Below are 13,234 nucleotides of genomic sequence, written 5' to 3'. Positions count from 1 at the left end.
TGCTCCGCGCCCGTCCGACGCCCGTGCGAGCAGGGCCCGACCAGGGCCTCCGGGCGGCGTCGCGGTCACGGGCGGGTCATGCGCAGCACGTCCAGGGCCTCGTCGAGCTGCTGCTCGGTCAGCTCGCCGCGCTCCACGTGCCCGTTGGCCAGCACGGCCTCCCGGATGGTGATCCGCTCACCGATCGCGCGCTTGACGACCCTCGCGGCGGCCTCGTAGCCGATGTACCGGTTGAGCGGCGTCACCACCGACGGCGAGGACTCGGCGTACTCCCGGGCGCGCTCCTCGTTCGCGGTGATGCCGTCCACGGTGCGGTCCGCCAGCAGCCGCGAGGCGTTGCCGAGCAGCCGCACCGACTCCAGCACGTTCCTCGCCAGCAGCGGCAGCATCACGTTCAGCTCGAAGTTGCCCGAGGCGCCGGCCACCGTGACGGTGGTGTCGTTGCCCATCACCTGCGCGGCGACCATCAGCACGGCCTCCGGCACCACCGGGTTGACCTTGCCCGGCATGATCGACGAGCCGGGCTGGAGATCGGGCAGGTTGATCTCGGCCAGACCCGTGCGCGGCCCGGACGCCATCCAGCGCAGATCGTTGGCGATCTTCGTCAGGCTCACCGCGACCGTCTTCAGCTGGCCCGAGATCTCCACCAGGCCGTCCCGGGCGCCCTGCGCCTCGAAGTGGTCGCGCGCCTCGGTCAGCGGCAGGGCGGTGGCGCGGGCCAGCTCGGCGATCACCGCCGCCGAGAAGCCGGGCGGCGTGTTGATGCCCGTGCCCACCGCGGTGCCGCCCAGGGGCAGCTCAGCCAGCCGCGGCAGCGAGGCGTGCAGCCGCTCGATCCCGCACCTGACCTGCGCCGCGTAACCGCCGAACTCCTGGCCCAGGGTCACGGGCGTGGCGTCCATCAGGTGGGTGCGGCCGGACTTCACCACCGTCGCGAAGGCCTCGGCCTTGCGCTCCAGGGCCTCCGCCAGGTGCGTCAGCGCCGGGACCAGGTCCGCCGTCACCGCGGCCGTCGCCGCCACGTGCACCGACGTCGGGAACACGTCGTTCGACGACTGGCTGGCGTTGACGTGGTCGTTGGGGTGCACCGGCCGGCCCAGGCGCTCCGACGCCAGCGAGGCCAGCACCTCGTTCATGTTCATGTTGGACGAGGTGCCCGACCCGGTCTGGAAGACGTCCACGGGGAAGTGCGCGTCGAAACCCCCCTCGGCGACCTCGTCGGCGGCACCGGCGATGGCGGCGGCCGTCTCGGCGTCCAGTACTCCCAGTTCGCCGTTGACCCTGGCCGCGGCGGCCTTCACCCGGGCCAGCGCCTCGATGTGCGCGCGTTCCAGGCCCCGCCCGGACAGGGGGAAGTTCTCCACCGCGCGCTGAGTCTGCGCCCCCCACCTGGCGTGCGCGGGCACCCGTACCTCGCCCATCGAGTCGGTTTCGATCCGGTGGCTCGTCTCGTCGCTCATGCCAAGCGAGCCTACGACGTGGCGGCCGGGCCCGCCGGACGCGGCGCCGTATGCGCCCGGCCGGGCCCCGGCGCCGCAGGGCCCGGCCGGACGGCCGGTCAGCTGCCCGAACGCACCGGGATGCTGGTGACGAACGGTTGCGCGGGGCCGGGGTCGGTGAAGAAGTCGTTGCCCTTGTCGTCGACGACGACGAACGCGGGGAAGTCCTCCACCTCGATCTTCCAGACCGCCTCCATGCCCAGCTCCTGGTACTCCAGGACCTCCACCGACTTGATGCAGTCCTGCGCCAGCCGCGCGGCGGGGCCGCCGATCGAGCCCAGGTAGAAACCGCCGTGCGCGGCGCACGCGTCGGTGACCTGCTTGCTGCGGTTGCCCTTCGCCAGCATCACGAAGGACCCGCCGGCCGCCTGGAACTGCTCCACGTAGGCGTCCATCCGGCCAGCGGTGGTCGGCCCGAACGAGCCGGACGCGTAGCCCTCGGGCGTCTTCGCCGGACCGGCGTAGTAGACGGCGTGGTCGCGCAGGTACTGCGGCATCTCCTCACCCGCGTCCAGCCGCTCCTTGATCTTGGCGTGCGCGATGTCCCGCGCCACGACCAGCGGCCCGGTCAGCGACAGCCGCGTCTTCACCGGCTGCCGGGACAGCTCGGCGCGGATCTCGTCCATCGGCCGGTTCAGGTCGATGCGCACCACGTTGCCGCTGTCGGCTGCGTCGGCGCTCTCCAGCTCCTCGTCGGTGGTCTCCGGCAGGAAGCGGGCCGGGTCGGTCTCCAGCTGCTCCAGGAACACGCCCTCGGCGGTGATCTTCGCCTTGGCCTGCCGGTCCGCCGAGCAGGACACCGCGATGGCCACCGGAAGGGACGCGCCGTGCCGCGGCAGGCGCACCACACGCACGTCGTGGCAGAAGTACTTGCCGCCGAACTGCGCGCCGATGCCGATGCGCTGCGTCAGCTCGAAGACCTTCTGCTCCAGCTCCTTGTCCCGGAAGCCGTGGCCGGCCGGCGAGCCCTCGGCGGGGATCTCGTCCAGGTAGTGCGCGGAGGCGTACTTGGCGGTCTTCAGCGCGTACTCGGCGCTGGTGCCGCCCACCACGATCGCCAGGTGGTACGGCGGGCAGGCCGCCGTCCCCAGCGAGCGGATCCTCTGCTCCAGGAACGCCATCATCGACGCCTCGTTCAGCACCGCCTTCGTCTCCTGGTACAGGAACGACTTGTTCGCGGAGCCGCCGCCCTTCGCCATGAACAGGAACTTGTAGGCGTCCCCGTCGGTGGCGTACAGCTCGATCTGGGCGGGCAGGTTGGTGCCGGTGTTCTTCTCGTCCCACATGGTCAGCGGCGCCATCTGCGAGTACCGCAGGTTCAGCCGCGTGTACGCGTCGTGGATGCCGCGGGACAGGGCCTCCTCGTCGCCGCCCGAGGTCAGCACCTGCTGGCCGCGCTTGCCCATGACGATCGCGGTGCCGGTGTCCTGGCACATCGGCAGCACCCCGGCCGCGGCGATGTTGGCGTTCTTCAGCAGGTCCAGCGCCACGAACTTGTCGTTGGCGCTGGCCTCCGGGTCGTCCAGGATGCGGCGCAGCTGCGCCAGGTGCTCGGGCCGCAGGTAGTGCGAGATGTCGTGCATCGCCTCGGCGGCCAGCGCGGCCAGGGCCTCCGGCTCGACGCGGAGGAAGGTCCGGCCGTCGGCCTCGAAGGTGCTCACGCCCTCGGAGGTGACGAGCCGGTACGGGGTGGTGTCCTCGCCCAGCGGGAGCAGGTCCGTGTACGTGAACGCCGGTCCGGCCGGACGGGAGCTGTCAGCCATGGGGAGGTTCTTCTCTTCCTCTCGACAATGAGCGCGTCTCACAGCGTAGAGCGCACACGGGCGGGCGCCGCTGTGAGGTCCGGCTCACCCGCGCTGCGCGCTGCCGGTCGGGCGGCCACGACCTCCGGGGGGTGTCGCGATGTATCGCGTTTCGCTAGGGTGGAGGGGTGAACGAGACGCCGATGCGGAAGCAGCCCGCCGAGCAGAGCGAACCGGGGCGCCCCGCCGCGCCCTTCGGCGCGCGTGGTGACACCCGCCCCGACGCGCGGGCCGAGGTACGTCCGGGCGACGTGCTCGCCTCGGACGCCGACCGGGACCGGGTGGCGCAGATCCTGCGGGACGCCTTCGCGGAGGGCCGCCTCGACGCCGACGAGCACGCCGAGCGCCTGGACGCCGCGTACTCCGCCCGCACCAACGGCCAGTTGGAGCCGCTGCTGCGCGACCTCCCCGCCGGGCGCCGCCGTCCGCAGCCCGTGCTGCCGCAGCCGCCGGGGGAGACCACCAACCTGGTCGCCGTCTTCAGCGGCTCCACCCGCAGGGGCCGCTGGCGCACCGGGCGGCGCATCAACGCCTTCGCCTGCTTCGGCGGTGTGGACATCGACCTCACCGAGGCCTTCTTCGACCAGAGGGAGATCGTCGTCCAGGTCACCGCGATATTCGGCGGCGTCGACATCGTCGTGCCCGAGAACGTCGGCGTGCGCGGCAGCGGCGCGGGCGTCTTCGGCGGGTTCGACGTGGAGCACGAGGAGGCATCCGATCCGGACGCCCCGGTGATCGTCGTACGCGGCATGGCGCTCTTCGGCGGGGTCGACGTCAAGCGCCGCAAGGGCAAGCGGATTCGGGATCTCCGCGCGCCTCGCGACTGAGCGCATAGACGCGCGCACAGCGGGTATTGCTTCGGGCATCGTCTCTCGCACGGACAAATGCGCCAACTTCCGTGTGCAGCAAGGCGGAAAGGGTGACTCCATCGCCGTCGTCAGGAGTAGACCGTGCTGCAACCGCCGCATCAGCCCCTGCAGGCCGCCGTGATTCCCGCGCAGCGCACAGGTACGCGGGAACAAGCGGAGCCATGGCATTCGGAGGCGGTGTGTCACCGGGACGAAGCCGGACTGTTCTTTGCCCCTTCCAAGGAACCGACCGCGGCGCGACTCGCCCGGGAGCAGGCGGCCAAGCGGGTCTGCGCCCGCTGTCCCGTCCTGGTGGAGTGCCGTGAGCACGCGCTGGTGCAGCCCGAGCCGTACGGCGTGTGGGGCGGCCTGACCGCCGCCGAGCGGCGCGTGGTGCTGGCCCGCCGGCGGCGCCGGGACGCCGCCGCGCCCGAGCCGTCGCACTCCTCGGTCCAGCGCATCGCCTGACCCGCCCGGCCCCGGTGCCGCCCGTCCCCCGCGTGGGGGCCGGGCGGCACTGGGGCGGCGGGGGTGGTGCCGGGGGCGCGGGGTCAGCGGGCGCGGTCGAAGTCGATGGCGCTGTAGGCGCGCAGCTTCGACAGGCGGTGCGTGGAGTCGATCTGCCGGATCGTGCCGGACTTCGAGCGCATCACCAGGGACTGCGTGAACGCCGTCTCCGCCTGGTAGCGCACACCGCGCAGCAGTTCGCCGTCGGTGATGCCGGTCGCCACGAAGAAGACGTTCTCGCCGGAGACCAGGTCGTCGGTGTGCAGCACGCGGTCCAGGTCGTGGCCGGCGTCGAGGGCGCGCTGCCGCTCCTCGTCGTCCTTCGGCCACAGCTTGCCCTGGATCGTGCCGCCCAGGCACTTGATCGCACAGGCGGTGATGATGCCCTCCGGCGTGCCGCCCACGCCCAGCAGCAGGTCCACGCCGACGCCCTCGCGCACGGCCATGATCGCGCCGGCCACGTCGCCGTCGGCGATGAACTTGATCCGCGCGCCGGTCTCCCGGATGCCCTGCACGATGGCCTCGTGCCGCGGCCGGTCCAGCACGACGACGGTGACGTCCTCGGGAGCGCAGCCCTTGGCCTTCGCCACCCGCCGCACGTTGACCGACGCCGGGGCGTTGATGTCGACGTACTCGGCGGCCTCGGGGCCCGTCACCAGCTTGTCCATGTAGAAGACGGCCGACGGGTCGAACATCGCGCCGCGCTCCGCCACCGCGAGCACCGACACCGCGTTGGCCATGCCCTTGGCCGTCAGCGTCGTGCCCTCCACCGGGTCCACGGCCACGTCGCACTCCGCGCCGGTCCCGTCGCCCACCCGCTCGCCGTTGTAGAGCATCGGGGCTTCGTCCTTCTCGCCCTCACCGATGACCACCACGCCGTTCATGGAGACGGTCGACACCAGCGTGCGCATGGCCTTGACCGCCGCGCCGTCGGCGCCGATCTTGTCGCCGCGGCCGACCCAGCGGCCCGACGCCATCGCGCCGGCCTCGGTGACCCGGACCAGTTCCAGCGCCAGGTTGCGGTCGGGAGCCTCCGGGCTCACTTCGAGCTGCGACGGGAGATGGTGGTTCTCGGACATCTAAACGCACCTTTCTGCACGGTCGCCGGGAGTCGCGGCCGGGCAGTGCAAGAGGAGAGAGGGTACGTACGACCATATCCGCACCGCGCCAGTCTGAGCAGCGGGGTCCACGCATGAGCGCCCGGCGCAGGGCCGGAACGGGCCGCGCGGGGGCCGGTTCGGGCCGCCCTCCGGCGATGGTGGACGATGGAGGTGTGGCGACGAAGCGTGGATTGAAGACGGTGCGGGACATGGTGCTGTCGATGGCGGTCATCGGGCTGGGTGCCTGGTTCCTCTATCTCTTCCTCCCGAACGACGACCAGCAGGACCCGGTCCGCGAGGTGAGCTACCGCACGGAACTGGTCACCGCGGAACGCGCCGCGCCCTACGGCCTGGCCGCCCCCGAGGGCCTGCCCGCGAGCTGGCGGGCCACGTCCGTCTTCTACAAGGCGCAGAGCGACCACGGCGCGGTCTGGCACCTGGGGTTCATGGACCCCGACAACGAGTACGCGGCCGTCGAGCAGAGCGACGCCGATCCGCGCAGGTTCGTCGCGAAGGTCACCCACCGGGCCGAGGCCACCGAGCAGACCGAGCAGGTGAACGGCGAGGAGTGGGTCTACCACGAGGGCGTCAAGTACGACGCGCTGGTGCTGGAGCAGGACGGCGTGACCACCGTGGTGACGGGCACGGCCCCACGCGGGCGGCTGGTCGAGCTGGCGTCCGCGCTGCGCACCGAGCGGCCCGGCAACACCCCGGACGACGGCCAGTCCTCGGACCGGCCCGCCCGGCAGGAAGCCGCCGGCGACACCCCCGAGGGCTGATCCGCCCCGGCGGAGGAGCTGCGCGGGGGAGCCCGGCGCGTACGGAGAAGGAGGCGTTCCCCGCGCGGCGGGGAACGCCTCCTTCTCCTGTCCCTGCGGGGTCCGGCTCAGACCGTCGTGACCGCCTCGGTGTGGGGCAGCCGCGGGGAGCGCGGGTAGTAGGCGTCCGGGCCGGGGTGGCCGATGTTGATGACGACCAGGGTCTTCTGGCGGCCGTCGCCGAAGAACTCCTTGTTCACGCCGTCGAAGTCGAAGCCGGTCATCGGGCCGGCGGCCAGGCCGGCGGCGCGGATGCCGAGGATGAAGTAGCCGGCCTGCAGGGCGGCGTTGAACGAGGCCGACTGCTCGCGGGCAGGCTCCTCCGAGAACACGGCGTCCTTGAGGCCGGGCATCACCGGGAACAGCTCGGGCAGGCGCTCGTGGAAGTGCAGGTCGGCGGAGAGGATCGCGGTGATCGGCGCGGTGCGCGTCTTCGCCTGGTTGCCCTCGGCCATGTGCCGCACCAGGCGCTCGCGGGCCTCCTCGGAACGGACCAGCGTCACCCGCAGCGGCGACTGGTTGAAGGCGGTGGGGGCGAGCTTGATCAGGTCGTAGACGGCCCGGATCTGCTCCTCGGTCACCGGCTCGTCGGAGAAGGTGTTGGCGGTGTGGGCCTCGCGGAAGAGCAGGTCCTGGGCGGCGGAGTCGAGAGCGAACGTCATGGGGCAACCTCGGGGGAGTAGTTCGAATTTGCACTACCCACTCTAACCGAGATCGGTGAAGTTTCAACTAAAGCGACTGTGACGCGCAGGACAGCGCGCCCGCCCGAGGCCGCGGTCCTGCTGCCCCTCGGCGCCCGCCCCCGCCTCAGGCGTCCTCAGCGCCACCTGCGTCCCCGACTCCCGGGCCGTCCCCGTCCCCGTCCCCGTTCTCGTCCCCGTTCTCGTCCCCGGCCAAAGCCGCGTCCAGCCGGGCACGGGCGCCGGCCAGCCAGTCGCGGCACACTCCCGCCAGCTCCTCGCCGCGCTCCCACAGCGCCAGCGACTCCTCCAGGGTGGCGCCGCCCGCCTCCAGGCGGCGCACCACCTCGATCAGCTCGTCCCGCGCCTGCTCGTAACCGAGCGCGGAGCCGGTCTCCGTCCGTGTCATGAATCCACCTTAGGTTCGGAAGTCACCGTGACCTGGAACTCGCCCTCGGCCACCCGGGCCCGCAGCGCCTCGCCGTCCGCCACCTCGCCCGGCTCACGCACCGCCGTGCCGTCCGCGCGCTGCAGTACCGCGTAGCCGCGGCGCAGCGTCGCCGCGGGGGAGAGCGCGACCACCCGGGCGCGGGTGTGCGCCAGCTCCGCGTCCGCCCGGTCCAGCAGGTGCCCCAGCGTGCGACGGCCGCGCACCACCAGCTCGTCCACCTGGTCCGAGCGCTGCTCCAGCAACCGGTGCGGATAGGCCATCGACGGGCGGCTCATCCAGTCGGCCAGGCCGCGTTCCTGCTGGTCGACGAAGCTCGTCACGCACCGCCTGGCCCGGTCCCTGAGCTGCTGGATGCGGGCGTGCTCCTCGCCCACGTCCGGCACCACGTCCTTCGCCGCGTGCGTCGGCGTGCGTGACCGCAGGTCGGCGACCAGGTCCAGCAGGGGCGTGTCAGGCTCGTGGCCGATCGCCGACACCACCGGCGTGCGGCAGTCGGCGACCGCGCGCAGCAGCCGCTCGTCGGAGAACGGCAGCAGGTCCTCCACGCTGCCGCCGCCGCGCGCCACCACGATCACCTCGACGTCCGGATCGGCGTCCAGCGCCCGCACCGCCTCGATCACCTGCGGCACCGCGTGCACCCCCTGCACGGCGGCGTACCGGACGGCGAAGCGCACCGCGGGCCAGCGCTGCCTGGCCGTCTCCAGCACGTCCCGCTCGGCGGCCGACGCCCGGCCGGTGACCAGCCCCACCTGGCGCGGCAGGAACGGCAGCGGGCGCTTGCGGGAGGCGTCGAACAGGCCCTCGGCGGTCAGCGCCTTGCGCAGCTGCTCCAGCCGCACCAGCAACTCCCCGACGCCCACGGGCCGTATCTCGGCGGCCCGCAGCGACAGCTGCCCACGCGGCGCGTACCACTCGGGGCGGCCCAGCACCACCACCCGGGCGCCCTCGCCGACCAGGTCGGCGACCTGGTCGAAGACCTGGCGGTAGCAGGTGACACTCAGCGAGACCTCCTGGGACGGGTCGCGCAGCGTCATGAACACCACCCCCGCCCCCGGGCGCCGGCTGAGCTGCGTGATCTGCCCCTCGACCCAGACCGCGCCGAGCCGGTCGATCCAGCCGCCGATCAGCCGGGAGACCTCACCGACGGGGATCGGCGCCTCGGGCGACGTGTTCAGAGCCATGCAGACGAGGCTATCGGCCCGCGCCGACAACCCGCCGCACCCGTGCGGCCTCCCGGCCACCGCACCGCACCCGGCGCGTGCGGGGGCGTGCGGACGCGTGCGGGGCGTCCCGGCACGCGCGGGCTGCCGCCCGGACCGCCGCACCCCATGCGCCCTGCGGGCCCGCCGGAACGCGCCCGTACGATGGACGTATGACTGCTACGACCGCCCGCCGCGTCCTGCTCGCCGCCCCCCGTGGTTACTGCGCGGGCGTCGACCGAGCCGTGATCGCCGTGGAGAAGGCGCTGGAGCAGTACGGCGCTCCCGTCTACGTCCGGCACGAGATCGTCCACAACAAGTACGTCGTGCAGAGTCTGGAGAAGAAAGGCGCGATCTTCGTCGAGGAGACCGGCGAGGTGCCGCCCGGTGAGATCGTCATCTTCTCCGCCCACGGCGTCGCGCCCGTCGTGCACGAGGAGGCCGAACGCGGCAAGCTCGCCACCATCGACGCGACCTGCCCGCTCGTCACCAAGGTCCACAAGGAAGCCGTGCGCTTCGCCCAGGACGACTACGACATCCTGCTGATCGGCCACGAGGGGCACGAGGAGGTCATCGGCACCTCGGGTGAGGCGCCGGACCACATCACCCTCGTCGACGGCCCCGAGGACGTCGACAAGGTCGAGGTCAAGGACCCGTCCAAGGTCGTCTGGCTGTCCCAGACCACGCTTTCCGTCGACGAGACGATGGAGACGGTCGACGCGCTCAAGACCAAGTTCCCGAACCTCATCTCGCCGCCCAGCGACGACATCTGCTACGCCACGCAGAACCGGCAGACCGCCATCAAGCAGGTCGCGGCCGAGTCCGACCTCGTCATCGTCGTCGGCTCGAAGAACTCCTCCAACTCCGTCCGGCTCGTCGAGACAGCCCTGGCGCACGGCGCCAAGGACGGCCACCTCGTGGACAACGCCGGCGAGATCGACGAGAAGTGGCTGGACGGCGTCAGCACCGTAGGCGTGTCCTCCGGCGCCTCGGTGCCGGACATCCTCGTCGAGGGCGTGCTGGAGTGGCTGGCCGAGCGCGGCTGGTCCGACGTGGACATCGTCAAGCCCGTCGACGAGCACATCACCTTCTCGCTGCCCAAGGAACTGCGCCGCGACCTGCGCACCGAGGCGGCGGGCAAGGTCAAGGAGTAACCACCAGCCGGAGGCAGGGGCAGGGGCAGGGGCAGGGGCAGGGGCAGGGGGCGCTGTGCGCCGTGCGGCGCCGGGCCCCTGGTCCTGCGCGGGCACCCGCGTGGCCGGGGCCCGGCCACGCTTCAGCGGCTGCCGTCGCCCTTCGGGCCGCCCGCCCGCCGGGCCCGCCGCCGGGCGGCGGTCAGCGTCACCCGGCGCACCAGCGCCGCCAGGCCGGTCAGCAGCGTGCCGCCCCACACCCATCCGGCGTTCACCGCCAGCGCCGTGACCAGCGCCATCACCCGGCCGCCGAAGCCCTCGCCGCCGCCTCCGCTGATCAGCGCGAGCCCGCAGGCGTAGGCGATCGGCGCCGCGACGGGAGCGGTGAACACGTCGGCCGGCCGCACCCACAGCGCGGACGCGAGGCCCGCCAGTACGAAGCCCACCCCGTAGGCCGTCGCCGAGCCGTCGAGCAGCAGCGCGCACAGCCCGCCGACGGCCAGCATCACCGTGACGGTCAGCAGCCCGCTGCCGAGCGCGGTCAGCCGCATCTGCGACAGCCGCGCCAGCGGCCCGCCCTCCGGCGTGCGCGGCGACCCCGCCGGCCGCCGCGCCGCCGCGGGTCTGCGCACACCCGGCGGCGGCCCCTGCCGGGACGCGCGCTCCGATCGCGGTCCGGGCGCCTTGGGGGTCGCCTGCGGCGGGACGTCCCGCCGCCTGCTGGGCTGGCTGAGGGGGGCGCTGTGTTGCTCCACCGCACCACGTTAGGACGCCGGGCGCTGGTCAGGACGGTACGGACACGCCCGTGGCCGGTGTTCGCCCCCTGTTCGACGCCGCCCGACCGGATCGTGTCCACCGATACGCGGCGCCCGCCTCCGTCCCGCCGCTCGCCGCCCGGTCCGCCGTCGCCCGTGAGTGAGACCGAGCCCTCGCACCGGCCGTCACCCGGCGCCGCGCCCCGCCCGTAGACTGGACGACCGGCCCGCCTCGGGCCCGCCCGCCCACCGGATCCTCTCGCAACGGGAAGTCGCCACGTGTCGCTCACGATCGGAATCGTCGGCCTGCCCAACGTCGGCAAGTCGACTCTGTTCAACGCCCTGACCAAGAACGACGTGCTGGCGGCCAACTACCCGTTCGCCACCATCGAGCCCAACGTCGGCGTGGTCGGCGTGCCCGACCCCCGCCTGGACAAGCTGGCCGAGATCTTCTCCTCCCAGCGCAAGCTCCCGGCCACCGTCGACTTCGTCGACATCGCCGGCATCGTGCGGGGCGCCAGCGAGGGTGAGGGCCTGGGCAACAAGTTCCTGGCGAACATCCGCGAGTCCGACGCCATCTGCCAGGTCATCCGCGCCTTCCAGGACGAGAACGTCGTGCACGTCGACGGCAAGGTCTCGCCCCGGGAGGACATCGAGACGATCAACACCGAGCTGATCCTCGCCGACCTGCAGAGCGTCGAGAAGGCACTGCCCCGGCTCCAGAAGGACTCCCGCATCCAGAAGGACAAGGTGGCGACGGTCAAGGCCGTCGAGGAGGCCAAGGCGCTGCTTGAGGAGGGCCGGACGCTGTTCTCCGCCGGCATCATCCAGGGCAGCGAGCGCGCCGAGCCGCTGCGTGAACTGCACCTGCTGACCGTCAAGCCGTTCCTCTACGTCTTCAACGTCGACGAGGACGAGCTGACCGACGAGGCGTTCAAGGACGAGCAGCGCGCCCTGGTCGCCCCCGCCGAGGCGATCTTCCTCAACGCCAAGCTGGAGTCGGACCTCGCCGAACTCGACGACGAGGAGGCTTTGGAACTGCTCCAGTCCGTCGGCCAGGAAGAGCCCGGCCTCGCCACCCTCGCCCGCGTCGGCTTCAACACCCTCGGCCTCCAGACCTACCTGACGGCCGGCCCCAAGGAAGCGCGGGCCTGGACCATCAAGAAGGGCGCCACCGCCCCCGAGGCGGCCGGTGTGATCCACACCGACTTCCAGAAGGGCTTCATCAAGGCCGAGGTCATCTCCTACGACGACCTCGTCGAGACCGGCTCCGTCGCCGAGGCCCGCGCCAAGGGCAAGGCCCGCATGGAGGGCAAGGACTACGTCATGCGCGACGGCGACGTGGTGGAGTTCCGCTTCAACGTGTAGCGGGTGACTTATCACCACTTCGCTGATCTGGCAAACATGCAGGTCAGAGAGGGTCCGACTCTTCGTGGTCGGGCCCTTGGTTTTTTCCCGTGCTGGGATGGTGCTGGGATAGCTGACCTCTCGTCACCTGTCGTCATCCCTGGTCATCCGTACCGTGCTGGGATGGTGCTGGGATGGTGCTGGGATGGGATGAGGGCGCCCGTGCTGGGATTTGTGCGAGCAGGGCGTTGACCGAGCTGTGAAGGTAGTACGGACGTGGCACTTTTCCTACTCGTTTGACACAATCGGGGGCATGGCTGAGTCGACGTACAGCATTGGGGAAGGCCCGGCGACGCGGGTGAGCCTGTCGCTGCCGGAGGGGACCGCGGAGGCGATCCGGGCGCGGGTGGGCAAGCGGGAGTTCTCCGCGTTCATCGCCGAGGCGGTCGAGCGTGAGCTGCGCGGCCAGGTCCTGGACGAGTACCTGGCGGACTACGAGAGCCGCAAGGGGCCGGTCTCCGAGCCGGCCCGGCAGCGGGCGCGCCAGGTCTTCGATGAGGTGTTCGCCGAGGAGGCCGAGTGGCCCGCCGCAGGCTGAGTCACGAGGGGACGCTGGTCCTCGACAGCGAGGGATTCTCAAAGCTGCTCGCCGACGACGAGCAGGTGGTGGCCCTGATCGCTGAGGCGCGCTCGCGGGGCATGGAGGTCGTGATCAGTGCGCTCACCATTATCGAAGCCGTCCACGCCCGTACGAATAAGTCCCGGCTGAACTGGGTGCTTTCCGGGCTGCGGGTCGTCTCGGTCGGTGACGAGGAGGCGAGGGCGGCCTCGAAGTTGCTGATGAACGCCGGTTTGCATGGGCACAAGTACGCGATCGATGCGGCGGTCGCCGAGGCCGCGCTGCGACAGCACCGCCCTGTGGTCATGCTGACTTCCGATATTGACGACATGGCCAAGCTGTGCGGCGAGCGGGTCCGGCTCGTTGCGGTGTGATTGCCCTTGGTCCGGCTCAGTAGGAGCGGGGTCCGTAGGCAGGGCGGTTTCAAAGTCTGACTGTTCATGGGTCCGTGCTGGTCAGCGGAGTCCGAGGAGAGC

General features: G+C 71.7%; 14 protein-coding genes. 7 read left to right on the top strand and 7 right to left on the bottom strand.

Annotated features, from left to right (window positions below; genetic code table 11):
* Positions 1-65: 65 nt before the first annotated feature.
* Entirely contained in the window at positions 66-1,460 is a 1,395-nt protein-coding gene (locus QNO07_RS24790) for a class II fumarate hydratase (RefSeq protein ID WP_283994632.1), read from the bottom strand.
* Between the two features lie 98 nt (positions 1,461-1,558).
* Positions 1,559-3,262, bottom strand: coding sequence for a fumarate hydratase (locus QNO07_RS24785; protein WP_283994631.1), 1,704 nt, complete (start codon positions 3,260-3,262; stop codon positions 1,559-1,561).
* Between the two features lie 167 nt (positions 3,263-3,429).
* Between QNO07_RS24785 and QNO07_RS24780 the strand changes: the two genes are divergently transcribed.
* A complete protein-coding gene (locus QNO07_RS24780) occupies positions 3,430-4,128 on the top strand; it encodes a DUF1707 SHOCT-like domain-containing protein (RefSeq protein ID WP_283994630.1) in 699 nt (232 codons plus the stop codon).
* Between the two features lie 123 nt (positions 4,129-4,251).
* A complete protein-coding gene (locus tag QNO07_RS24775) occupies positions 4,252-4,617 on the top strand; it encodes a WhiB family transcriptional regulator (protein WP_283994629.1) in 366 nt (121 codons plus the stop codon).
* An 83-nt stretch (positions 4,618-4,700) separates the two neighbouring features.
* Here QNO07_RS24775 and glpX read toward each other — a convergent pair whose 3' ends face one another.
* Positions 4,701-5,735, bottom strand: coding sequence for a class II fructose-bisphosphatase (glpX, locus tag QNO07_RS24770; protein ID WP_283994628.1), 1,035 nt, complete (start codon positions 5,733-5,735; stop codon positions 4,701-4,703).
* A 194-nt stretch (positions 5,736-5,929) separates the two neighbouring features.
* On the opposite strand from glpX, the gene QNO07_RS24765 reads away from it, so the two are divergent.
* Positions 5,930-6,535, top strand: coding sequence for a DUF4245 domain-containing protein (locus QNO07_RS24765; RefSeq protein WP_349636876.1), 606 nt, complete (start codon positions 5,930-5,932; stop codon positions 6,533-6,535).
* Positions 6,536-6,642: 107 nt separating this feature from the next.
* Here QNO07_RS24765 and QNO07_RS24760 read toward each other — a convergent pair whose 3' ends face one another.
* The 3 genes from QNO07_RS24760 to xseA all read right to left on the bottom strand — a co-directional run bounded on the left by QNO07_RS24760 (position 6,643) and on the right by xseA (position 8,886).
* A complete protein-coding gene (locus tag QNO07_RS24760; protein ID WP_283994625.1) occupies positions 6,643-7,236 on the bottom strand; it encodes a malonic semialdehyde reductase in 594 nt (197 codons plus the stop codon).
* 145 nt (positions 7,237-7,381) lie between these two features.
* Entirely contained in the window at positions 7,382-7,663 is a 282-nt protein-coding gene (locus tag QNO07_RS24755) for an exodeoxyribonuclease VII small subunit (RefSeq protein WP_283994624.1), read from the bottom strand.
* Positions 7,660-8,886 (bottom strand): exodeoxyribonuclease VII large subunit, encoded by a 1,227-nt coding sequence (gene xseA / locus QNO07_RS24750; protein ID WP_283994622.1) that lies wholly within the window; start codon positions 8,884-8,886, stop codon positions 7,660-7,662. The genes QNO07_RS24755 and xseA overlap by 4 nt, the downstream gene beginning before the upstream one ends.
* A gap of 191 nt (positions 8,887-9,077) precedes the next feature.
* Here xseA and QNO07_RS24745 point away from each other — a divergent pair, with 191 nt between their 5' ends.
* Complete coding sequence (locus QNO07_RS24745) at positions 9,078-10,058, top strand: 4-hydroxy-3-methylbut-2-enyl diphosphate reductase (protein WP_283994620.1); 981 nt, start codon at positions 9,078-9,080, stop codon at positions 10,056-10,058.
* A gap of 122 nt (positions 10,059-10,180) precedes the next feature.
* On the opposite strand, the gene QNO07_RS24740 is transcribed toward QNO07_RS24745, so the two are convergent.
* Positions 10,181-10,792 (bottom strand): DUF6542 domain-containing protein, encoded by a 612-nt coding sequence (locus QNO07_RS24740; RefSeq protein ID WP_283994618.1) that lies wholly within the window; start codon positions 10,790-10,792, stop codon positions 10,181-10,183.
* A 279-nt stretch (positions 10,793-11,071) separates the two neighbouring features.
* Between QNO07_RS24740 and ychF the strand changes: the two genes are divergently transcribed.
* From ychF to QNO07_RS24725, 3 genes are all read left to right on the top strand, one after another.
* Positions 11,072-12,160: a redox-regulated ATPase YchF gene (gene ychF, locus QNO07_RS24735; protein ID WP_283994616.1), complete on the top strand. Its 1,089-nt coding sequence runs from the start codon at positions 11,072-11,074 to the stop codon at positions 12,158-12,160.
* A gap of 292 nt (positions 12,161-12,452) precedes the next feature.
* On the top strand, positions 12,453-12,737 hold the full coding sequence (locus tag QNO07_RS24730; protein ID WP_026245732.1) for a hypothetical protein: 285 nt from the start codon (positions 12,453-12,455) through the stop codon (positions 12,735-12,737).
* Positions 12,719-13,132: a hypothetical protein gene (locus QNO07_RS24725; protein WP_018530184.1), complete on the top strand. Its 414-nt coding sequence runs from the start codon at positions 12,719-12,721 to the stop codon at positions 13,130-13,132. Before QNO07_RS24730 ends, QNO07_RS24725 begins: the two co-directional genes overlap by 19 nt.
* Positions 13,133-13,234: the final 102 nt, after the last annotated feature.

The organism is Streptomyces sp. 549 (genome assembly GCF_030124175.1).
Classification (GTDB): domain Bacteria; phylum Actinomycetota; class Actinomycetes; order Streptomycetales; family Streptomycetaceae; genus Streptomyces.
This window is presented reverse-complemented; position numbering and strand designations above follow the sequence as displayed.